The organism is Serratia sp. OLAL2 (assembly GCF_002752475.1).
GTDB classification, from domain to species: domain Bacteria; phylum Pseudomonadota; class Gammaproteobacteria; order Enterobacterales; family Enterobacteriaceae; genus Serratia; species Serratia bockelmannii.
The window spans coordinates 606,456-629,922 of sequence record NZ_MSTL01000019.1; the positions used below are offsets into that span (position 1 = coordinate 606,456).

Annotated in this window: 15 protein-coding genes and 1 pseudogene; all 16 read right to left on the minus strand. The window is 42.8% G+C overall.

The features are described from left to right. Nucleotides 1-8: 8 nt before the first annotated feature. A complete protein-coding gene (locus tag BVU99_RS20250) occupies nt 9-1,433 on the minus strand; it encodes a mannose-1-phosphate guanylyltransferase/mannose-6-phosphate isomerase (RefSeq protein ID WP_049295292.1) in 1,425 nt (474 codons plus the stop codon). A gap of 602 nt (nt 1,434-2,035) precedes the next feature. Further along, entirely contained in the window at nt 2,036-3,412 is a 1,377-nt protein-coding gene (locus BVU99_RS20255; RefSeq protein ID WP_049207878.1) for a TolC family outer membrane protein, read from the minus strand. A 2-nt stretch (nt 3,413-3,414) separates the two neighbouring features. Continuing rightward, on the minus strand, nt 3,415-4,746 hold the full coding sequence (locus BVU99_RS20260) for an HlyD family type I secretion periplasmic adaptor subunit (RefSeq protein WP_099817585.1): 1,332 nt from the start codon (nt 4,744-4,746) through the stop codon (nt 3,415-3,417). 51 nt (nt 4,747-4,797) lie between these two features. Beyond that, nucleotides 4,798-6,570: a type I secretion system permease/ATPase gene (locus BVU99_RS20265; RefSeq protein WP_025302175.1), complete on the minus strand. Its 1,773-nt coding sequence runs from the start codon at nt 6,568-6,570 to the stop codon at nt 4,798-4,800. A 390-nt stretch (nt 6,571-6,960) separates the two neighbouring features. After that, nucleotides 6,961-9,609: a DUF4214 domain-containing protein gene (locus tag BVU99_RS20270; protein ID WP_099817586.1), complete on the minus strand. Its 2,649-nt coding sequence runs from the start codon at nt 9,607-9,609 to the stop codon at nt 6,961-6,963. Between the two features lie 293 nt (nt 9,610-9,902). Next, nucleotides 9,903-10,880: a polysaccharide pyruvyl transferase family protein gene (locus tag BVU99_RS20275; protein WP_099817662.1), complete on the minus strand. Its 978-nt coding sequence runs from the start codon at nt 10,878-10,880 to the stop codon at nt 9,903-9,905. 11 nt (nt 10,881-10,891) lie between these two features. After that, nucleotides 10,892-12,397, minus strand: coding sequence for a hypothetical protein (locus BVU99_RS20280; RefSeq protein WP_099817663.1), 1,506 nt, complete (start codon nt 12,395-12,397; stop codon nt 10,892-10,894). Nucleotides 12,398-12,507: 110 nt separating this feature from the next. Then, complete coding sequence (locus tag BVU99_RS20285; RefSeq protein WP_099817664.1) at nt 12,508-13,560, minus strand: glycosyltransferase; 1,053 nt, start codon at nt 13,558-13,560, stop codon at nt 12,508-12,510. Nucleotides 13,561-13,965: 405 nt separating this feature from the next. Continuing rightward, nucleotides 13,966-14,413: pseudogene (gene tnpA, locus BVU99_RS20290) on the minus strand (IS200/IS605 family transposase). Between the two features lie 191 nt (nt 14,414-14,604). Further along, nucleotides 14,605-15,624, minus strand: a complete 1,020-nt coding sequence (locus tag BVU99_RS20295) for a cellulase family glycosylhydrolase (RefSeq protein ID WP_099817665.1) — start codon at nt 15,622-15,624, stop codon at nt 14,605-14,607. A 53-nt stretch (nt 15,625-15,677) separates the two neighbouring features. Next, nucleotides 15,678-16,835 carry a glycosyltransferase family 4 protein gene (locus tag BVU99_RS20300; protein ID WP_099817666.1) on the minus strand — a complete coding sequence of 386 codons (1,158 nt, stop codon included), beginning with the start codon at nt 16,833-16,835 and terminating at the stop codon, nt 15,678-15,680. 47 nt (nt 16,836-16,882) lie between these two features. Continuing rightward, nucleotides 16,883-17,965: a glycosyltransferase family 1 protein gene (locus BVU99_RS20305; protein ID WP_227255597.1), complete on the minus strand. Its 1,083-nt coding sequence runs from the start codon at nt 17,963-17,965 to the stop codon at nt 16,883-16,885. Continuing rightward, a complete protein-coding gene (locus BVU99_RS20310; RefSeq protein ID WP_099817760.1) occupies nt 17,962-19,071 on the minus strand; it encodes a glycosyltransferase in 1,110 nt (369 codons plus the stop codon). The genes BVU99_RS20305 and BVU99_RS20310 overlap by 4 nt, the downstream gene beginning before the upstream one ends. 24 nt (nt 19,072-19,095) lie before the next feature. After that, nucleotides 19,096-20,301 (minus strand): EpsG family protein, encoded by a 1,206-nt coding sequence (locus BVU99_RS20315; protein WP_168186805.1) that lies wholly within the window; start codon nt 20,299-20,301, stop codon nt 19,096-19,098. Nucleotides 20,302-20,303: 2 nt separating this feature from the next. After that, nucleotides 20,304-21,218 carry a glycosyltransferase gene (locus tag BVU99_RS20320; protein WP_099817595.1) on the minus strand — a complete coding sequence of 305 codons (915 nt, stop codon included), beginning with the start codon at nt 21,216-21,218 and terminating at the stop codon, nt 20,304-20,306. Between the two features lie 79 nt (nt 21,219-21,297). Then, nucleotides 21,298-23,466 carry a tyrosine-protein kinase Wzc gene (gene wzc, locus BVU99_RS20325; RefSeq protein WP_099817594.1) on the minus strand — a complete coding sequence of 723 codons (2,169 nt, stop codon included), beginning with the start codon at nt 23,464-23,466 and terminating at the stop codon, nt 21,298-21,300. Nucleotide 23,467: the final 1 nt, after the last annotated feature.

Here is a 23,467-nt window from a genome sequence, read left to right on the forward strand (position 1 = left end):
AAACCCTATTAAACTCTGCCATAGCGATCTTGCAAACGCTCAATATCATCTTCTTCCAGATAGTGCCCCGACCTGACCTCGATCATTTCCAAATCGATTTTTCCCGGGTTTTCTAGCGTATGGACACTGCCCGCAGGAATGAAGGTAGACTGATTTTCCGACAAGAAGAACTCTTGGTCATCAACGTTAACTCTTGCTGTCCCACTCACGACGACCCAATGTTCAGCACGGTGGAGATGGCGTTGTACTGACAAGCCTTCACCTGGCCGGACAATGATTTTCTTCACCTGGAAGTGCGTGCCGCTGTCGATGTCGCAAATCTTGCCCCAGGGACGATAGGACGCAGAATGCTGACGGAAATGATGAAGATTGCGTTTTTTTAACTCCTCAACGATCTTCTTCACCTCTTGTACTTTATCTTTGGTAGCAATAAGTACGGCATCACTGGTAGTGACAACAACCATATCATTCAATCCGATCGTTGCGACTAGCGCTGAATCGGAGGAAATGTAATTGTTATTTGAGTCAATGGAAATAACTTCACCAACGCTCACATTACCTAAATTGTCTTTTACAGACACATCCCACAGTGATGACCACGACCCGACATCACTCCACCCAGCATCGATGGGGATCACGACGGCATCTTGAGTTTTTTCCATAACCGCATAGTCAATGGAGTCACTCGGACAACGTTGAAAAGCTTCTGGCTCAACGCGAATGAAGTTCATATCCCGTTGGCTTTTAATAACGGATTCCTTCGCAGACTGATAAATGTCAGGACTGAATTTTTCCAGCTCGCTGAGGAACTTATCAGCTTTGAACATAAACATGCCACTGTTCCAGCTATACTCAGCGGAGGCTACGTATTCCTTTGCTTTTTCCAGACACGGCTTCTCAACAAAAGAGTCAACTTCAAAACATTCCCTCGAGAGGCTGGCCCCTCGTTTGATATATCCATATCCCGTTTCAGGATGTTCAGGTATGATGCCAAACGTTACCAAGCGATCTTGCCCTGCAAACCGGGCTGCCGTATTGATTGCATCATGAAATCTATCGACTTTGGTAATCAAGTGGTCGGCAGCTAATACCAACAACATGCTGTCAGGAGTCTCTTCTGCGGCAAGATGCGCCGCTAAAGCCACCGCCGGCGCCGTATTCCGACCAATAGGCTCCAAAATAATATTTGAGCCAAGTTGACCAATTTCTCGCAACTGCTCGGCGACCAAAAAACGGTGCTCTTCATTGCAAATCACTAATGGAGATGCAACTTCTAGGTTGGAGGTATTTTCCAATCGCACTAACGTTTGTTGCAGCAAGCTTAATCCACTATCGTCAATAGATAGGAATTGTTTAGGAAAAGATTCTCTGGACAAAGGCCATAGGCGACTGCCTGTTCCTCCGGCCATAATTACCGGAACTATTTTAGACATAATTAAACCCTTCATTAACCTATTATTTTAAATAAACTTTAAATTTATCTTCAGCTGTAAAGCAGCAGGCGGAATTAATCACATCACCTTCCACACTGAACTAAATCCAAGATCACATAAAATATAAAAATCGGCAACACACCGAAATTATCAACCAGATGTGTCTTAATCATAATATTACCAAATGGAGGGGAATATATCATACTATGAAGTATAGTCGCCCCTTCCAGAAATTCTTATAGTTTCATAATGAAATCAAATAAAAATCAATTTAAAATCAATAAGTTAAAAGAAACATTTGCATCTTGCACGCTACCGCCCCTGGCTTCCAGTTACCAATCCCTGATCCGTACCCTAATTTGTCATCATTATTGTTCATTACTACACCTTGCTTTTCACAAACACCGCGCGGCAAGTGATGAAAAATGAGAGAGCGTGTTACGTCACTTAACGCCATTGCTCTTATAAAAGAGAGGTAGGACATTTCTATCTCACCCCATCTTTTAAGCGTTAACATAGCGTATAAACACAAAAAAGAGCAGCTTTGAGCTGCTCTTTCAGATTTATACTTAGGGTAGCGGAGCTGTTCGTCGAATTATTGTTCAACGCGCAGCAGAAAAATACTGCGCTACCCGCATAACATCTTTCTCGTCCAACGTCCCGGAGTCGCTCAGCAAGGTAATCCAGGACTTGATGTAGGCGTACTTGGCGGAGGCCAGATCGCGCTGAGCGCTATAGAGCTGCTGTTCGGCGTTGAGCACGTCAACGTTGACACGTTGCCCGGCCAGCACGCTTTGCCGGGTCGCCGTCACCTGTGTGGTGGCAGACTGTACCGCCAGCTCATAGGCCGCCACCTTGGCGCGGCTGCTGATGCACAGATTGTACTGCTTGCGCAGATCGTTGAGCGTGGTGCCCGTCTGCGCATCCATTTCATACATCGCCTGGCCATAGCGCGCCGCCGCCTGCCGGGTCGACGCCGAAACGCCGCCGCCGGAATAAATAGGCATACTGACCTGCACGCCGATACTGTCGGTACGGTATTTCTGGTTAACCGTGTTATCGCTGCTGGAATCGTTTTCCGAATGCGAAGCATACAGCTGAACCTGCGGCATAAAGCCCGCCCGATTCCTTTCGACGTCATACTTAGCGGCATCCACGCCATGACGCGAGGCGGCTAGCACCGGGTTGTTCTCCAGCGCGATCTTTTGCCACTCTTCAAATTTGGACGGGATCAGCGGCGCCACCTTAAACTTGCCCGGTCGCAAAACCTGCAATTCATCCAGTTGGTTCAGCGGTATGCCGATAATCACTTCCAATTCGCGCTGGGCGGCATCCAGCGCATCGCGCGCTTCGATTACCTGCGCTTCGGCCAGGCTGTAGCGCGCCTGGGTTTCCGATACGTCGGTAATGGTGCCTTCACCGGCGCTCATCAGGCGATCGTTCAAGGTCAACTGTTCCTTGTAAGCCGCCTTTTGCGCTTCGGCCAACGCGATTTGATCCTTGGAATAGGCCACTTCGACATAGGCGTTAATCACCCTAACCGCAAGATCCAGCAACTTACTGCGATAGCGCTCGTCCGACATCATCGTCTGCGCTACGCCGGCTTTGTAACGCGCGTACGCTTCATAATCGAACAGCGGCTGTGTCAGCGTGATCGAACTTGAATAACTACGATATTGTTGCCGCCGGGTGACCTCCGAAACATTGCCGAAAAAGTCGCTCTGCGGGTATTTTTGCGTCTGCCAATTGCGCGGCGAATTCTGATAGTTCAACGACACTTTCGGCAGCAGCCCCGCCCTGCCGATGTTTTCGTTCTCATCTCCCGCTTCTTTCTCTTTTATAGCCGCCCGAAAGGTCGGGTCCTTTTCTAATGCCAGCGAATATGCGTCTAAAATCCCTATCGAATAAACCGGCGCAGATATCGCAAACAAAAGGGTGCCGATAACCAGACCGGCAGCCTGTCGTTTTGATTGAATCAAAATTATTCCTCGGTTAATGAAGTATGAGCGCGATCCAAAATAGGTTTAAACAGATAGCTCAGCAGTGAGCGCGACCCCGTTTTCACGAACACCTCTACCGGCATCCCCGGCTTGATGTCCTCGCCACTGAGCATCTTCATACCCTCCGGTGAGACCGTAACCTGCATCTGGTAGTAAGGCTCACCGTTGGCTTTGTCGACCAGACGGTCGGCGGAAACCAATGTGACCGTTCCTGGAATTTTCGGGGTTTTGTTTTGGTTGAAGGCGGTAAACATCAGATCCACCGGCAACCCGTTGTACACCTTATCGATCAGATCGACTTTCAGGCGAGAATCCACCACCAGCGTCGCCTGGCTGGGTACAACGTCCATCAGGTGGTCACCCGCTCCCACGACGCCCCCCTGAGTGAAGATATTCAATCCGACCACGGTGCCGTCCACCGGTGAGGTGATGGCGGTGTTGCCCAGATCGAAATCGGCCATTTGCAGCTTATTGCGAAACTCACTGGCGTCCATTTGGGTTTGTGCCAGTTGCGTTCTGACCTCGCGTTGATAGTCGGCGAAACGTTGATCGATACGCTGCTGAGATTCTTGCAGCTGCTTTTGCAATTGGCCAATCCGCCCGATAGTTTCATCGATGCTGCTATTCACTTCGGCGAACTGACGCTGAACTTCCAGATAGCGATTGCGTGGCAGGTAGCCGTCCGCAGCCAGCTGCTTCATGCTGTTCATCTGTTCACGCAGGCTGGAAAGTTGGATCTGCTTGTTGACGCGTGAATCCTGCAGGCCTTTCAATTGGAAACGAATCCCGTCCATCGACTGCTTATAACCGTCAATTTCACTTTGCAGCCCCTGGCGGCGGGAAGCGAACAGCTGCGTTTGCAACGCGATAATTTCAGCCACACGCGGCTGATCCTTGATCTGGGTAAAAATGGGAGAAAAAGTGACGCTGCTCAAACCATCGCGTTCGGCGAGTAAACGCCCTTCGGTGGCCAGCGTGGTGTAGTACTGGTCGCGCAGGGAATCGACCTGCGCCTGTGCCTGCACCTGGCTCAACTGCACCAGGACTTCACCGGCTTTCACCTTGTCGCCCTCTTTCACCGCGATATTTTTGATGATGCCGCTGGCCGGAGCCTGCACCGTTTTGCGGTTGCCGGAAACGGTTACCGATCCCGGTGATGCCACCCCTTTATCCAGGGGCGCGAACGCTGCCCAAGCCAAAAATCCGAACAGACCAATTCCCACGACCAGCCAGCCCATCCGGGTAAACCGCCGTTCATCCTGTGGGATCTCTTCAATATACGAGTCTTGCGGCTCGCCAATGTGCGTCGACATACCAACTCCTTTAAACTGCGGACGGCAATAAAGCCATAGGCAATTCACGGCTTAATTAATTTGCGTTTTTGGGATATTGCCTTCATCTGGCTCAGAATTTACCGCCCTCACCGCTTGCTGAGGCTGTTGCGTCTGCGCTTTTTGCGCATTGGCTAACGCCTGAAGCACTTGTTGAGTCGGGCCGAACGCGTTGACGTTGCCATTCACCAAGAGCAACAGCTTGCTGGTCATCGACAGCAAATTGGTGCGATGGGTAATCAGAACCACCGTTTTATTACGTTGCTTGAGGAACATAATGGCCTGGTTCAACGCTTTCTCGCCCGCATCATCCAGATTGGAGTTAGGCTCATCCAAAACCACCAGCGAAGGGTCGCCGTACAGTGCGCGCGCCAGGCCGATACGCTGTTTCTGCCCACCGGACAGCCCAGCGCCACCGTTGCCGAGCACCGAATCGTAGCCGTTCGGGAAACGCAGGATCAGTTCGTGCACACCGGCCAACTTAGCGGCTTCAATGACCTTCTCTGAGTCGATCTCGTTAAAGCGAGCGATATTCTCGGCGATAGTCCCGGCAAACAGCTCAATGTCCTGCGGCAGATAGCCGATATACGGCCCCAACTCATCCTTGTTCCACTGATAGATGTCAGCATTATCCAACCGAACAATCCCTTCACTGACCGGCCAAATGCCGACCAGCAAACGAGCCAGCGTCGATTTCCCCGATGCGCTCGGGCCAATGATCCCCAGCACGTCACCAGGCTGAATGGCAAAACTCACGTTATGCAATACCGCATCGCCTTTGGATCCCGGCGGCGTGGCGGTGACGCCTTCTACGGCAAGCACCCCTTCCGGACGCGGCAAGGACATACCGGTACCACGTTGCGGGTGCGTTTCCAGCAGCTTAACCAACCGGCCATAAGAAAGCTTCGCCGCGCTGTAGCTCTTCCAGACGTTAATAACCTGCTCAATCGGCGCCAGCGTTCGCCCCATCAGAATGGAGCCGGCAATCATCATACCGGGCGTGATGTGCCCATCGATAGCCAGCCACCCCCCCAGCCCCAACACCAGTGATTGCAGCGACATGCGCACAAACTTGGTGATCGACGTGACCCGCGATGCGCGTTCGCTGGCGATTCGTTGGCTGTTCAAGAATCGCTGGTGCAGACCGAACCACCGGCGTTTCAGGTTAGGCAACATCCCTAAAGCCTCGATCACTTCGGCATTTCGCAGATTGGTGCTGGCCAACGTACCGGACATAATCGACAGCTTGCTGGCTTCCGCCAGCGGCTTTTTCGACACCATTTCGTTGATCACCGCCAATGCGATCAACAACAGTGCACCGACCAGGGCGAACAGCCCCAACCAAGGGTTAAAGAGGAATATCACCAACAGATAGATCGGAAACCACGGTGCATCAAAGAAGGCGAACAGCGCGCTGCCGGTGAGGAATTGGCGCAGATTGGTCAAGTCACTCAGCATCTGGCCGGCGTCAGAAGAACCGTTTTTCAGATTCGCCTCGTAGGCCGCAGTGTAGACTCGCGTGTTGAGACGCATATCCAGCTGACTGCCGATACGGATCACCACCATGCTGCGCACGTATTCCAACAGCGACATCATGCCGAACATGCCCAGCATGATCAGCGTCAGCATCAACAGCGTGATTTCATTACGCGAAGGAAGCACCCGGTCGTAAACCTGGAGCATATAGATAGAAGGAACTAGCATTAATAAATTAATAAATGCGGTAAATATGCCAACGGTCCAAAAAACCTTACTGCGAGTCCGTATAACATCCGCAATTTCATTGCGCGGTATAAATTGATTCACTTTCTGCCCTTACATCATGTGCACTGTCAGTCAAAATCCGCATTGGACTCTTATAAGGAAAATCCTAAAAAGGGAAAAATAAAATAAATCCTAAAGAACCCCCACCCCAGACATGCTCGAGACTGCAGATACTTTTTCTAACTATAGGTAGAGAAAGCGGATATCAGCAAGGCCGTAAGCAAAAAAAATCGCCTCACGAACTACAGAAAAAAACAAATGAAAACAGTGAGGTAAATAGTAGACAAGGCAACGCGAGTTTAGTACGAAAGGGAATAAATTAGAGATAATGACGTAGTTCACAATTTTCAAAGAATACGGGGTGTTTACACACCCCGTATTATTGATTGACTAACAGTTTCAATGGGCATTATAACCCACTGGAATTCATCCTTACGCGTAGTGCAGAGTATCCACCAATTGCTGGTGGTTTTGCCCTGTCAGGTATACCACGGTATCGTTGAGGTCCAGCGTGTGGTTATCGTTGTTGTCGATAATTACATACGAGCTTGCAGTGTTACCGCCACCGCTGAATACAACGGATGCCACACCCACTTTCGCCGTCAGCGAGTTGCTGCTATCCAGACCCAAGATACCACCCAACAGGCCGATAACGCCGTTGGTCAAACCGCCCACCAGTGTCCCCAACAACGCATCCAACGTGTCGGCAGAGCGCGTACCGTAGTTCGCTACCGCAGTGCCGCTGGCGTCATCGGAAATAGTCAGGCCGCCATGGTTCACGTCGACAATCGAGTCCTTGAGGCTATTAAAGTCCTTGATGGTCACACCCGCCTGCGTGTTACTCGCCTTGATGTCATAGGTGTTGGCACCTGCGCCACCGGTCAGCGTGGTGTTGCCAATCACGCCCAGGGTATCGGCAGCACTGGAGCCTTCTACGGTCATCTGGTAACCGTTCAGGCCCAACGCCGTCAACACCGGCGCCAACAGGTTGGTGGTAATGACACTCAGCGGCAGAATGTTCAGTAATTGAACGATGATACCGTCACCGGTACCGCCATGGCTGGAGTCGAGATTCAGCCCCCCGGTGTTGGTGGACGCATTGATATCACGCACGTTGCTGAAACCGCTGCCCAGCGTCAGATCCAGCGCGTGATCACCGGTCACGTTGATGGTCTGAACCTGCGCATTGGTGCCGGCCAGTGACAGAATGTTGTCAAAGCTGCCGGTACCGCCTGAGGCCACGTTCACCGTGGTCAGAGCGGTGCCCAACAAGGCGCTGCTGCTGCTGTTAAGGGTAATGGCGCCGGCATTCACATTGGAAGAACTCACCGCATCAAAGTTGATATTGAAATGATCGGTGGCGTTCTGCACGAAGGTGAAGTTCAGCGTACTGGCGGAAGTCGCGTCCCCTTTCACTTCCAACTGCGCGGCGTTGCCGCCGGCGGCGTTAATGACGTTGACGTTAGCCAGACCGGAGATCACGAAACCTTGTGAGCCCAGGTTGGTGGCCGCCGCGTTCTGCGTAACCGTGCCGCCCGTGGTGCCTTCCACCGTAGATGTGCCGTTGGTCAGGCCAAAGTCAAAGGTGTGGGTCGGCGTTGTGACGCTGGTGGTGGTCGGTGAACCGATTAGCGGAGTCGTAATCAGCGTACCGACGGACTTGCCGATATAGCCGGTCAGGTCAATTTTCTCAAAGTTCGAGAAGTTGTTGGCGTTGCTGGTCACGGTACTGGTGCGAACGCCCAGGGCGTTTTGGTTGGTTACTACAGTTTTGGTGATGAAGTTGGCGGAGATGGAGTCCGTACCCGCACCACCATCAGCCTTAACCGTGTTCGCGACAGTGTTCGCCCCACCGGAAACCCCGTTGCCCACCCAGTGCAGGCTGTCGTTGCCGGCGCCGAGGTTGAACTGTGCGGTACCGGTCGCGATGTTGGCCGTCGAAGTCACGACCACGTTGTCTGAACCGGAGCTGGCGTTCAGAATGACGTTGCCGTTGTTGACAGTCACCGCCACGCCAGGGTTGACGCCGTTATCGGACAGGTTCACCGTTGCTGCGCTGGTGCCGTTGATGGTCAGGTTAGCCAGGTGATCGGCGAACTTCAGGTTGACCAGGCTGGCGGCGTTGGCATTCAGTTGGACATCCGTCAGTACCGCCGTTTCGGCGTTGCTGATCTGGTGGGACAGCCCCGAATTGACCGTACCAATGGCATTACCACCGGAAGCAGATGACGACAAGGCTGCAGCAGTGTTGTAAACCAGACTGGTACCAATCTGGTACTCAAAGGCATGCTGTTGTGTAACCGTAGTGGCATCGGTAGCCGTCGAGTTACGTAAGTCATTGATGATAGCCTGCGTAATGACAGACTTGTCCGTTCCCAAGGCGTTATACGTTGCTAGTTGAGAAGCAGTCGCGTTCACACCATACACACCATTAAAAATGTGCTGAATGAACGCATCACCGGTCAAATTGGCCCCTTTCTGCTGAAACTCGGAGGAAGCCAGAAGTTTTTTAGTCAGAAGCGCGAATGTATTTCCTGGCTGCAATAAGTAAGTAGTCCAAAAACTCAAACCACTGGCGTCGGCAGCTCGATAAGGAGCAGCTAAATAAAGCGAGGCAACCTGCTCTTGATTAGCCAGCGCTACACTCCACTGATTCCACGCGGCGGTACCGTAATTACTATACAGCAGAGCATCAACGTGGTTGTCGAAGTTGGCTTGTGCAGCCAGGTTAGTACTATCGAACTGCTTATAGTTTAATAAGTTATCGATTGCGCTATAGATAGCACTATTCAGCGACGTAGTACCCAGGATGCCCTGAAGAACGCTGTCAGCCGGGGCGGTGCCATAAACCTTGGCATAAACCGTTCTCAAAATATCCAATGAAGTGCTTGAACCATACAAGGCTTGCCCTTCAGCAGAAGCCAGCAGGTTACCCACGTATGTCTGCGCAGTAATTTGTCCCGTCCGAATTTGGCCAGCATCAGCATCAAAAGCCGCTGGACCGGTAAAAGTACTATGACCCAGAACAGCATATTGAATCGCTGCCACAACTTTCTGGTACAGCAAAACTTGAGAAGCCATAAGTATATCCTCAAAATTAAAAAATTATTTCAGATATCAAAAAGTTAACACAAATCAAAAAATAAGCATGCGAATGCATGCCAGTTAAGGAAAGATCAAAAAAGCAGGATTGTCAAACAACAAAAAGAAGCAAGATAAAGATAATCCTAAAAGAAAAAAATTAATGAAGGAAAACAATTAACATAAACATTTACTTAACAATCAATAAATTAACATGTTAATAATAACATGCGAAACAGTATAGACCATGCTTAAAAAAGAAAATAAACCCTCTACAATAATATTAAAAAACATTAACCAATAAATCTCATACAATCCATAATCAAAGAATATGAATAATCAAGATGCTTATCGCCATTCGTGACAACCGTATCACTATTTATTTTATCATTTGGCAAACCAAAATTTCGCATCCCCCTTCCTCTATTATCAACATCAATTCGATTAAAAAAATCAAGCAGACCATCAAAGCGGCAATTATCTATCTTGTTTTTAAAGCCGCCATTGATGAAAATGACAGGTGTCCCCATCGCTAAACAAGGCAATGCGGTATGAATACGTGACGTGACAACCAACTTAGCCGAAGAAAGTTTTATTAAAAAATCATGAGCCATTTCAATACCGACTTCATAGGGAACGTAAGGAACTATTTGAGTTATTACTTTGGCTTTCCTTAATAGTTCCGCATCGAAGCATTCCTTAAGAACCTTTTTCTTATGATAAAACTCTGCCGCACGTCCATTAAGAATTCGTTTGGCCAAGCGCAAAGGTTGTCGCATTAGTTCGAATGGTGTTAGGGCATCATACATAACATCAACAAAATAAATATCATTCGAGCAAGAATTTCGCTTATATGTTTTACCTAATGTCAAAGTCATACACCCTGAGTAATATGCAGGTATACCATATTTCTCGAGCAAGCTTACCGTATAGAAATCCCGGCATCCTATAGGAGCATGTTGCTTCAGGTGATAAATAGTTTCAGCAGAAAATATTTTATTTTCTACCGAAGCATTGATATGCACAGACGTATAAAAGGGAAAAACGTTACAGGAGGGAGGGAAATTTTCTGGTGAGTCCATATACCATGCATTCATTATCACCTTCACAGGTTCCCCATGATAACTACCTATAGCATCACGTGGAATTGGGATATCACACGAGGGGAGAAACTGCCTGGCGGCAAGAGTTTGTACATAATCACCTAAATTAATCCATCCTCTTTTACGGTAAAGATCACTTTCGTAAGTCAGAAACCCATACTTTGTCATTACAACCCCCTCTAACTGTACTTCAGTTTCCTAAGCAACTTGAGAAATGATGCTCTATCATCAGCATCAAAAACGATAAAGAAGAACATTACAACAACAAGAAGCAAGTTAAAAAAAGAAACCATTAACAAAGAAAAATAACCATCAAGAACCTCATTTTTAATATAAAGACAAGTCAAAACTGAAATTATTGCCACAATAAAAAACTTTGGAAAAATCTTAACCAAAAAAACATTCAGATTACAGAGAGGAAAAATACTTTGCGTCCACAAAACCCTCAACACGAGCAGCACCAGCACGCACAACACCCTTATCAAAAGAACAAAATAGATTGAATAATGCAAGAAAAACAAAGCGGACATCAAAAGAACGGAAAACCCAAGAATAAGAGATATTACCAATTGATATCTTTTTAACTCCCCCTTTGTATATATAGCAGTAACAAAAGGATTGGATAAGGAATCAATGAACACATAAACAATGATAATTCGAATGAAACTGGGAAGATAATCAGGCACATCACCAAGCCATACAGTACTTACGAAATCAGCAAAAACAAAAACAGGCACACCTGACAATATCGTGACAAATGCAGTCAGCTTGCAAGATAGGAAAATTAAGTCATTCATCTCATCATAATACCCCAAAGAGCCACTCTTAATTATTTTCGGCGCAAAGGCCATTTGCAAAGCACCAGTAACCCGATTAAAGGCGTTCAGGACCTGTTCAGCTAACCAGATAGAAGCATTAGCGACCAACCCTACAAAGTAATAAGCTAAGAATGCAATTGATTGGGAAACGCTTACAATACTGAACGCACCTAACAATGGCCAACGAGAGAACGACAGAACCTCCTTTAAAAAGATCATGTCAATATCTCTTGAGAAAAATCCTCTATATAACCGAACGTATTTTGAACAAAAATAAACGTACACAATAAAAACAAAAACAAATCCAATGAGAACAAGGCAAGAGTAAGAAACAACTTTGTTTTGAAAGTCGAAAGACGAGAATATAAAAACCATCAACCAACGTTGAAAGGCATCAAATACTCCAACCTTAGCAAAAACAGACATCTTTTCCGTGGCAAGAAAGTATCCCATAAAGGGTGTCTGCATAATTTGAAAAAGGAGGGTTATTATTGTGAATTGGTATAACAGGAAGATATCGTTAGTGCTTACAGTTGAAGAACTCACTTGCGACAAAACAAACCATAAGCCTACCGTTTCCGCCAAAAAAAAGACAAGGATACAGATCCCCAAGTACATAATAATAATAGAGGCAAACCTTTTTTCAAATTGCTCACTTTCTTTTGCCACCTCAACAGTAAGAAATCTTTGCGTTGAAAGTGAAAAAACGTTTTGAATGAAAGTAAACAAAAAGATGACACTACTAACAAGGCTATAGAGACCAAAATCAGAGACGCCAAGAGAATTTAGCGCCATACGCGAGGTATACAAAGTGACAAACATCAATATCAACGTTCGACCATATAAAGCAAAAGAATTAAGTAGCATTATTCGCCTATTATTCATACCTTTCCCCTCTATCGTTCACTCGCATCACATCTTGGAGAACAGGAAAATTTTCTCACATCATAAAAATAGAAAGGTATAATCCACCCACATCATTTTTCACCTTCTCTTTTAAAGAAAAAGTCAGATATTTTCTTACTTAATTCTCGAGACTCAAAATCCGCACTACCAGTATTATAAAGCGACTCGGCTGTTAAATAATTAACCATTCCATCTCTGGCTGGCGAAATAACTGGTATATTTCTTGCTAAAGACTCAAGCATTATTAATGGAACACCTTCATATCTGGATGGAACAACAATGAAATCAATATCTCTCGAGTTCTCCCAAACATTATTTCTCCACCCCAAGAAAACAACTTTAATATTCGGCGAGAGATTAGCGGCAAGTTCTCTGAGCCGTTTAAGATCTGGGCCGTCACCGAAAACCTGCAACTCAATAGGAAAGTCTATATATTTCAAAGCATTGAACAATATATCCTGCCCTTTTTGACGGAAAAGGACCCTTCCTGCCATGATAACTTTCAATGTTTCATTTGAAGGTGAAAATTCATATCCAATGCCTCTTATTTCAGAGCATCGCGGCTTGGCAACAAAATTTTCAAGAACCCTAACAGAAGCATTTTTATTTTTGGCAATGATATCTTTAGCTGTCGTCTCGCAGATGGTAACAAAGGAGTCACAATTTCTATATACAAACTTTGCAAGAAAGTCTTTAATAGAGGGGGCCCAACTTTCCATTTTTCTAAAACTATGAGTATAGGGAAGATAGCTAATGATGTTTTTTATTCCTAGCATTTTCCCCACATTGATAAAAACAGAACCAAACTCTATATCACCTTGAATTATAAAAATAAAATCAAATCTTTCTTTTATTGAAATAAGAAAACTAGCAGCACGAAAAATATGACCAGGGTTAAAGAATGAATGAATTATCTCCATATTGTTATGACGAACATCATGAAACTCATAACAAATGGAAGAAGCTATCAATAATTCAGCTAGCTTACTACTCCCTGATGGAATGTAGCACGTTACTCTCACATCTTTTTTAATATATCGACTTAGATGGGAAACAGCCATAACTTCATGGCCTCCGAGGATTGATGCTGTGAAAATAACTGCGACCTTCCTACCTTTCAACATACACCCTCATAAAACAACTAAACCACTATCGACATAGTGAAGTATAGTATTGGGGGAAGAAACATAAAAAAATACTACTCTAACCACATTAAAACGTCCAGTTTTGTTATTAATATTTAGGTACTAGCTCACAAATTTTAAATACAACAATATTCTTAGCATGATAAGAATGAGAAAGATAGATTCAGCGTCAATACAAATCAAAAACGAAGTTCGAGATTAAGAGCATGAAACCTACAGCCACGATAAACTGAATCATTACCCCAACCATACTCAGTGTGAAAAGCAGATAATAAAAATGGTAACACAGTCATAAATTCATTACTTGATCAGTAAAAATCTGCCTGCATACCTTCATAGAAGGCGGCTTCGATTACGGCTCAGAGGGGCGCTCTAATCTCGGACTCATAGAGCTCTCCCTTCACACTTCATGCAGTGATAGCTGCTTATCATCCGCTTATGCTTTTCTTGATACTCAACGTATCTACGGAACATTTCTGCATTCACACCTACCGTGTCTACGTAGTATCCTTTTGTCCAGAAGTGTGTTCCCATTGTCTTTGTTACGTAAGCAGGGAAGCTTGCTGAAGAGCCTTATTGCTGTCCTATCCTCAAGTACCCATCATTTCTGATACTGACAACTTCGGCATTATATTCACCAAAAGATACACATGATCTAACTGCAATTTTAATTCAGTAATTTGAATCTTCAGTCGCTCACTGAGTATCCATACCTGTCGGCACACTTCATTATCAATATTACCTAGAGAATTCTGAAAATGCACTTAGGCTTCCAGACTATAGTATATTGACAATGCCATAGTACGCTGGGATCTCTTTGAAACCTACTCATATTTAGTTTCCTTATCAATTTTGAGGACAACAGATAGGGATTTTGGCATGAGTAGTTTTTACAGGCAGAGCCAAAACCTAGCCGAAAACCACGACCGAAGGCCGTGGTTTTAACCTAGTAATAAAAAAGGCCAAATTTGAAAATCAAATTTGGCCTTTTACTAAGTTTGATAAAACTTAAACTGCTACATTTTACCTGTTGGCATCTCTCGTAATTTCTTGCAGCGCACCGCTAAACTCTTTAGTTATCAACTTCTCAGAAAGATCATTTTTCAAGATACCAAAATTATATTCTCTATTTCTCTTATCAACACCATCATCGATAAAATCATACCACCAAACACCTACCACATAATCCATTTTACTGGCCAACGTCATATATTCGTAGGCGTACTTAGCAACCTCTTCATCAGACAGATTAGCCCCACCATCATATGCTGGATAGCCAACCTCTGTAATATAGAACGGGATTTTTTTTCCTGTAATTTTAACCAACTCGTCTTGATAAAGATCAATTCTTTTAAGATTAAACATAGGATCTGCAACAGTTCTATTCTGGTAAGAATAAGGATGCAGAGAAATTCCGTCGATATAGTCAAGTATGCCTAATTTTACGAGTGTTATACCCCAGTTTTTATCTGTATTGTCTAGAGGATTGAAACCGCCAGCAATAACAATTGCCCTCGGATTTTCTTTTTTCACAGCCAGCGAAGTTGCTTTAACTAGTTGAAAATAAGCCTCCGCTGAAGCATTACTAGCCGCATCTTGAGATTGCCCACTACGATGAGACCATTCATTCCAAACTTCAAAAATGTCAGCCTTCTCTCTAAAATGTCTCGCTGTCCATGCTGCATAATTTACAAAGGCTTCAATCGCCGATGATGAGAGGGGTTTTCCGCCACCATAGTTTTTATTGCCATAATCTAATATAATTAATGGATAAATTCCATTATCCTTGGCAATACTAATAATTTTGTCTGTAGTATCGTTTGAACTCGCCAATATTCCTTTCTGAACCTCTACGTTACTCCACGGATAGTCAGTTCTGAACGACTCTATTCGATATTTTTTCATTAAACCAACAAGTTCTTCAGCGCTCCCCTTGAATTCATTGGGGTGAACTCCGACTCCAGGATAAAAAGCGTATGAATATCCAAGACCTGAAACCATGTAAATAGAAACAATCGCAAAGAGGTGAACTATTTTTTTCATGATGACACCTTATTCATAAAGTCAATACGCTGTATATAAATAAACTAGTGAAATCAATAACTGATAATTTTTGAGCTACTAAAGGCTCCCCACTTATTATTTACGTATTGCTCCATTTCGTGCTGAAAACGAGAAACAGAAAACCGTAAAGCATTGTCGCGGCAATCGTGAGGAAGAATAGAGGTACTGGCTTTCTCAAAACTAGAAACCGCATCAACAACTGAGGCTATATCTTGAGTAGCAAAGAATAATCCTGTCGCTTTCGACGTACCAAACGGACGCACAGTTTCTAAAGCCCCTCCTTTTCCAAAAGCGATCACAGGTGTACCGCAGGCTTGAGCTTCAACGGGGGTAATACCGAAGTCCTCTTCGGCCGCAAAAACAAATGCTTTAGCTTTCTGCATATATTCAAGCATTACCTCGTTTGATTGATAGCCGAGAATCTCTATATTACTTTTGGCCTTTGACTTAACTTTAGCCATCTCTGAACCATCACCGATCACAACAAGCCTTTTATCAGGCATGTGACTAAACGCCTCAACGATCAGATCGATTCGTTTATAAGGAACCATTCGTGAAGCCGTAAAATAAAATTCCTCTTTACTTTCTCGATAACTGAAACGCTCAACATCAACTGGTGGATATATTACGTCTGCATCTCGTCCATAAACCTTCTTAATCCTTCGAGCAATAAATTTCGAGTTAGCGATAAAATGATCAACACTGTTAGCAGTACGATAGTCCCACATTCTCATTTTATGTAGAATCCATCGCGCAAGATGCCCTTTAATACCTTTATCTAAATTAGCTTCTTTCAAATATTGGTGTTGCAAATCCCAAGCATAACGGATCGGAGAATGCACGTAACTAATATGCAATTGATCCGGACCAGTCAGTACTCCTTTAGCAACAGCATGACTGCTAGAAATAATGACGTCATGGGAAGAAACATCTAATTGCTCAATCGCAAAAGGCATTAGAGGTAGGTATTTCTGATAAGAATTTTTTGCCTTTGGAAGCTTTTGTATGAATGTTGTGTTTGCTTTCTTACCTTGTAACTTGCCACGTGCATTTTCTGACAAAAAGTCGACAACTGAATATAGTGTAGCTGCCGGATATATATTGATAATTTCTTGAATAACCTTTTCTGCACCTGCAAAAGTAACGAGCCAGTCAGCAACAACGCCTATATTCATTTGACTACTATTCATCTTATCACCTTAAAATCACAAAAAAGACATCTCAATAAATATTGAGATCACTCTAGGCCTCTAATTAAATTATTTAACTTTGTTGCTGAATTATCCCAAGAGAATCTTTTAACATTTTTATAACCACGTTCAATTAAGTCATTCCTTATGGACTGACTGGCGATGAGCAACTCCATTGTAGTTATTATCTCCGCCTCATTATCTGGGGAGAAATATAGCACACTATCAGACAAAACTTCTGGCAACGATGCTCTATTTGATGACGCTACAGGGCACCCACAAGCCTGAGCCTCTAATGGAGGTATACCAAAGCCTTCATAAAATGACGGAAATATAAACGCCAATGCATTTGAATAAAGCTTAACCAATTCCTCGTCAGACACTCTTCCTAAAAAAACTATCCCCTTCGAATCGCCATTTTCTAGTATCGAATCCAATTCTGGGTTGGAAAAGTTTTTATTCCAACCACCAATTATTTTTAATTGTACACCTTGCTCATTAGACATTTTTTCAAAGGCTTTTATAAGCCCGTGAAAATTTTTGTGAAAATTAGAAGAGGACACAGCTAGAAAGTACGACTCAGAGTTTTCATCATTAATCTTAGGGGAAAATTTATTGCTAGTCGAGTTATATATAACATGTGTCTTTTTAGGATCGTAATTATATGCTTCGCAGATTTCACCTTTAGAGAAATCACTGACAGTAATTAGTGCTCTACTAGTTTTTAAGATAACAGGTATAATTGAGTTATAAAATAACTTGAATTTTAATGAATAGCTGTTTGGGTACCGCTTATAAGTTATGTCATGGTGAGTTACTAACTTATTCTTATAAAAAACAGGAGCGGTATTGCTTAGGTTAACTAGCAGCGAGCCACCTTTCGCTCTTAAATAAATAGGGAGATCATATTGCTCCCAAATATGCCCTGTGTTTTTACCAATTATTTCAACATTATCAAGCTGAGCAATTCTTGACTGGTCAATGTTAGGAGGGCACAAGATTACTATATCATTACGAATCTTTTGTAAATGACGGGATATTTCTTCAGCAAAGCGCTGGACACCTGTAAGTTCTTGAGTAAGGAACCGTCCATTTATATATATCACAGTCTTTAATTCCTTAATTTTCAAAAATTCTTTTCCACGCTTTCCAATATTTCATTCCAACGCAGTTTAATGCTCGATTGACTAAACTTAGAATCAGCAACTTCTCTACTATTCTTTCCCATCGTAGCCTGTAGTGCTGGTTCATTAATAAGGCATGATAATTTTTCAATAAATGCCTCCTTATCATCCTGGGCTATAATGTATCCATTATAGCCATCAATTATAATATCACGAATACCAGGTGCACAGTCATAGCTGATTAGTGGCATTCCACTAGCAGCAGCCTCGATCAAGCACATGGGCAAGCCCTCATACCTTGACGTCAAAATCATAATATCAGCAGTTCTAAGAACATTACCTATATCATTTGAAAAACCGTGCATAGTAATCACATCACTGCAATTCTTACTATCTATCAATTCAGCAAGTGCTTTTTCATCAGGCCCACTGCCATATATATCAAGCCGCCAGCCATTTAATTTATTGTGAATTTTAAGGGAACCAATTATGTCTATAGCGTGGGAGAGTTGTTTTTGCCCCTCATCGATACGGCCAAGAAATATGATCCTCTTATTACTTTCAGAACTCTGCCTATCAACTATCTTGACAGCAGTACTATTAGGCACATAAGTTCCATTGCTGGTATTGAATTTTTCATGATACAGCTCTGCATCTTTTTTCGACAGAAAAACAATTTTATCAATGAATCGGTGTTTTTTCTTCAATAGTGTTGACGTTACTTTTCCGGTTAAATAATGTTCTAGAGAAAAATGAACCATCAATATTTTCTTATGATTATTATTGTTGAAGTCTACATTCTTTATACTGGTATGGAATACCACATCTGGAGAAAAAGAATCTACACATCTGTTAATATTTTTTTTTAGTAAAAGATCGTGCAGGCGGTAAAACTTATCATTATACTTAAAGAGAACTACATGAGGAAACACGTAGCAAATATTAATTCCTTGAACGAGACTTAGATCTAAATCTGCATTCTCAACTTTTTTATAAAGACTAACAATTGTGACATCATGACCATTCGATTGTAAAAGATTAGCTAATTCAATCGTTGCTTTCTCTGTTCCACCAATTTTATGAACACATTGTACAATCATAACTACTTTCATAAATAAATTCCCATCCCTGATCAGTCAAACAAGATAATAGAAAAACTCTTTATTAAACCAAGGATAACTTTTCCATAGTTCCATACCCTCTAAAGCGCCACCACTGTACAATGGCCCCAAAAGCAATATCTTCAGAGTAAAAAAAGTAATAAGTATTACTTTAAAAACCAAGGCAGCCCTATAAAAGGCAATAAACATGAGGAAACCAGGAAGGTACGAAACCATCAGCATTAAAATCCGATCCGATGCTAACGGAAGTGGAAGGAATATGACATATAATGCACCACCATATACCAACAAGCTATTCCATTTGGCGTTAGCTTTGTCTCTAAAAAAGATAGCCCCGCAATACATAATAACAAGAAACTTGAAAAATGAATCTAAATTAAATCCTGATAATTCTGTGGATGCATAATAATTAAATTTATAGGTTGCAGCCCCTAGCAAGTTACTTCCCAATACATATGATAAGAATATTGTAAATAAGGAAACAAAACCTGCACTTATCATTAGCACCATGTATTTTTTATACCGACTCTCTCCCATAAGAGTTATGATGATAAAAAACAATAAAACTGAACTCAAATGAGAAAATATCGCCAAAGCAAAGAATATGAGGAAAGGTGTTTTTTTTCTTTCAAACCAAAGTGATAGGGCATATAAAAGAAAAACGGTGGAGATCATCTGTCGCATTAACTGTGTAGTGCTAAATAGAACAAACAATCCCAAAGACGCAGCAACACATAATGCTCTCTTATCAGCTTCAATATTCTTCAGCCCATACTTCTCCAGCCAAATATAGAATAACGTCAGGCAAAGTGCCGTAACCGCAAAGAAGATATAAACAGGGTTTTCAATACCAAAAACAAAACCAATTATCTTAAAATACAATGGTAGTATAAACTCAATACCACCTGAAAAGTCATGATAAAAAACTGACTCTCCATGTTGCATCAGTTGATATACATAATAATTTACATTGAAGTCATCACCCAAGACCATCAACGTATTACGGGATGCAGCAATAAATGAACCGCTTATTATGGCTATAATAGCCACATTAACCCGAAGAACCCTCAATGAGAATCCCTGCGCAGCGAGATAGATCAGTGAGCAATAGAAACCTAATAATGGAGAAAATGCCGCAATCCCCCATAGAAGAAACGAACCTAAGAAAAATATCAGACTGGCATCCGTCTTTATCGTCCTGTTTTCATATTCAGTTAACACTATCAGTCCTTTTCTTCTAAAGAATTTTGTCTATTTGATAGCTGTTGTGCCCGTACATAATTGTACAACTTTCTAATAAAAAACAACCGCTTTTTTAAATACGCTTTGAAAACTAAAGGGAGTGTTTTATAAGAAGTAAATTTTATTATTTCAGCAAAAGAAAACTTTTCGTTTTGTCCCAGTTTAAAGTTGACATAGAGGGATTTTCTCTGTCTTGCGCTCATCAGTACTGAGTGAGCACTGATAAAACGTTCATAGCCACTTCTCACTTTACTGCTGGTAGAAATCCTTTGCTGCTCATGTTCCATATGCATGATATAACTTACGTTACCTACTCTATACCCGCTACCAAACCTATTACAGAGCCGAACCCAACAATCATAATCTTGCCAAGCAGGGAATGTCGTATCAAAACCACCAATCTCTTGCAGATATTTCGTTTTAGTCAGGACTTGATTCCCTACTACATTTGAGCTAAGCAAGTCATCCAGGTTAACTGCTCCGGGTTTTGTATAGCCAAATGAGGTGACATCTCTCTCTCTCATTTCAATACCGCTACAAACAAATGCATATCTTCCACTGGCCAAACAAAAAAAGTTAAGTAACTCCTCGAGTCTATTATCGGAAAATTCATCATCATCATCTAAACCTGTGATATATTCTCCCTTTGCCTCGAATATGCCTAGATTTCGGGCAGCACATGCTCCTTTCGGAGTGTCATTTTTTAGATAGCGAATGTTTTTATATTTTTCTTGCAGTGCAATAACCACTTGCTCTGTATTATCAGATGATCCATCGTCGCAAATGATTATCTCGACATTTTTATAGGTCTGTTTAATAACTGAAAATACTGCCCGTTTAAGCATTTCACTGCGGTTATGCGTGGGGATGTATACTGAAATCAGCGCATTATTCATATTCACACTCTGAATTAAGATCAGGTTCTGAACAAGGTCAGAACCTGATAAAAACTAACGAGCCATTTAGCCACTAAGATTATGTATTCGATGACTTGTAGTCATATTGATAATAGCCATAATATCCTGACGCTTTTTTGCGCACGGCATTGAGGATGACTCCTTTAATTTCCACACCACTTTGCTCAAACCGACGAATACTCACCTCAATCTCTTTCAGAGGCGTTACATCAAAACGAGCGACCATCAATGATGTTCCAGCTTGCTTGCCAATGATAGCTGCGTCGGTAACAGCCAATATTGGTGGTGTATCAATTAATACAATATCGTAATTTTCAGAGACTACTTTTACCAGCTGTTCGAAATTCTTATGCATCAGTAATTCAGATGGATTTGGAGGGACTTGCCCTCTCCCCATAAAATCTAGTCCGTCAATTTTCGTTTTTGTGATTGCATTTTCAATCGAGTCTTTACCGGATAACACAGATGATAGTCCGGTATTATTTTTTCCGTCCGTAAACAGTTTATGAGAATAGCCTTTACGCATGTCACCATCAATGAAAAGCACGCGTAATCCGCTTAACGCCACTGTTGCAGCCAAGTTGGCACAGACAAATGTTTTACCGATTCCAGGACTGGCACCGGAGATAACTATTACATTGTTTTTTGCCTCCATCATAGCAAAATGCAAACTTGTCCGAAGGCTTCTAATGGCTTCCATTGCCAAGTCAGCTGGATTGCCCATCGCAAGTAAGTCATTGCCAACCTGATTCTTGGAGAACTTCATCTTAGCCAGATTCTTCGTAGCCTGACTAACCTGCCATTCCGAAAGAGGAATACTTGCATATACACTTATGCCATTTTCTTCAAGCTGCTCCGCACTTTCAATGCCACGGTGTAACAAACTCATAAGAACAACGTAGCCAGATGATAGAACTAAGCCAGCTATCATCGCAGCTAATACTAGGATTGTTTTCTTTGGTTTTACAGGTTTAGGTTGTGTTATTGCATTATCAACAATTCTAACATTACCAATAGTACTTGCTTTGTTTATATTCAGTTCTTGTTGTTTATTCAACAACTGCATATAAACCTCTTGTCCTGATTGAACATCACGTGTCAATCGCAAGATTTCTTGCTGAGTTTTTGGCATGCTACTGACTCGTTTGTTCAGTTTTTCCTTTTCATTTTCAAGCGTTTTTCTTTTTTCTAAAAGAGCTTTATATGCAGGATGCTCTTTAGTATAAAGCTTTGATATTTCGGCCTCGCTAAATGTCAATTGATTCAGCTGCGACTCAACTGAAACCATTGTATCAAGGACAGACTTAGCCTCCAGAGATAGATCAACTGAATCATTCTGCTGGCGATAGCTATTAAGCTTATTTTCCGAGCTATCAAGATTGGCACGAATAATCGGTAGCTGCTCTTTAAGAAATTCAAGACTTTTAGCAGCTTCTTCAGATTTTCTCTCAACATTTTGACGCAAATAGTTTTGACTAATCCCATCAACAATTTTACGAATAAGGACAGGATCTTGACCAGTTAAAGATATCTCTAATACACCTGTTTCTTTTCCTTTATCTGAAACAGTAAGCCTGTCCAAAACATCGTTGATAGACTCTAAGCGTGTATGTTTCTCAATGGTGAAAGTCGTACCTGCTGGAGCATTAATGCCACTGATTAATAAACTCACACCACTATGAGACTCAAAATTATTAACTACCCCTTTAAATAAACCCTTGCCATCAGAAGACACTTCATAATTATTTTCATCAAGAACAGTAATCTTTATTTTCTGGTCTCTTTCAGACCAAGCTTCGGGCAAAGAAAGACGCGATACAGCAATCTCTGCAGGTTTGTCACCAACAAGTCTACTAAATCCTTTCCCGAATACCGGAAAATAGTCCGGGTTTGTTTCAATGTCTAGATTCAGATCATCGACTGTCTTACCGATAACCATACGTGATTGAATGAGTTCTATTTCAGACGCGGAAGCTGATGAGTTTGTCGGTAACATTGATGATATGTCATTCAACAATGAGCTACCGATATTTTTTTCAACCTGAACTAATGCATCTGCACGATATATTGGCGTTGCGAATAATGCATACATAATCCCAATCATGGTTATTAATGCTGTTACCGCACAAATTAACCATCGACTATCAACTAAAGTAGCCATCAATCGAGTTATATCCAACTCACTCAAGACATCCGAAGATGGAACCGATTTCTTTTTATCTGACATA

Coding starts and splice junctions, on each gene's coding strand:
- BVU99_RS20295 (WP_099817665.1), bottom strand. CDS start 15,624: ATGAAAAAAATAGTTCACCTCTTTGCGATTGTTTCTATTTACATGGTT.
- BVU99_RS20280 (WP_099817663.1), bottom strand. CDS start 12,397: ATGCTACTTAATTCTTTTGCTTTATATGGTCGAACGTTGATATTGATG.
- BVU99_RS20300 (WP_099817666.1), bottom strand. CDS start 16,835: ATGAATAGTAGTCAAATGAATATAGGCGTTGTTGCTGACTGGCTCGTT.
- BVU99_RS20270 (WP_099817586.1), bottom strand. CDS start 9,609: ATGGCTTCTCAAGTTTTGCTGTACCAGAAAGTTGTGGCAGCGATTCAA.
- BVU99_RS20275 (WP_099817662.1), bottom strand. CDS start 10,880: ATGACAAAGTATGGGTTTCTGACTTACGAAAGTGATCTTTACCGTAAA.
- BVU99_RS20320 (WP_099817595.1), bottom strand. CDS start 21,218: ATGAATAATGCGCTGATTTCAGTATACATCCCCACGCATAACCGCAGT.
- BVU99_RS20260 (WP_099817585.1), bottom strand. CDS start 4,746: ATGTCGACGCACATTGGCGAGCCGCAAGACTCGTATATTGAAGAGATC.
- BVU99_RS20310 (WP_099817760.1), bottom strand. CDS start 19,071: ATGAAAGTAGTTATGATTGTACAATGTGTTCATAAAATTGGTGGAACA.
- wzc (WP_099817594.1), bottom strand. CDS start 23,466: ATGTCAGATAAAAAGAAATCGGTTCCATCTTCGGATGTCTTGAGTGAG.
- BVU99_RS20250 (WP_049295292.1), bottom strand. CDS start 1,433: ATGTCTAAAATAGTTCCGGTAATTATGGCCGGAGGAACAGGCAGTCGC.
- BVU99_RS20285 (WP_099817664.1), bottom strand. CDS start 13,560: ATGTTGAAAGGTAGGAAGGTCGCAGTTATTTTCACAGCATCAATCCTC.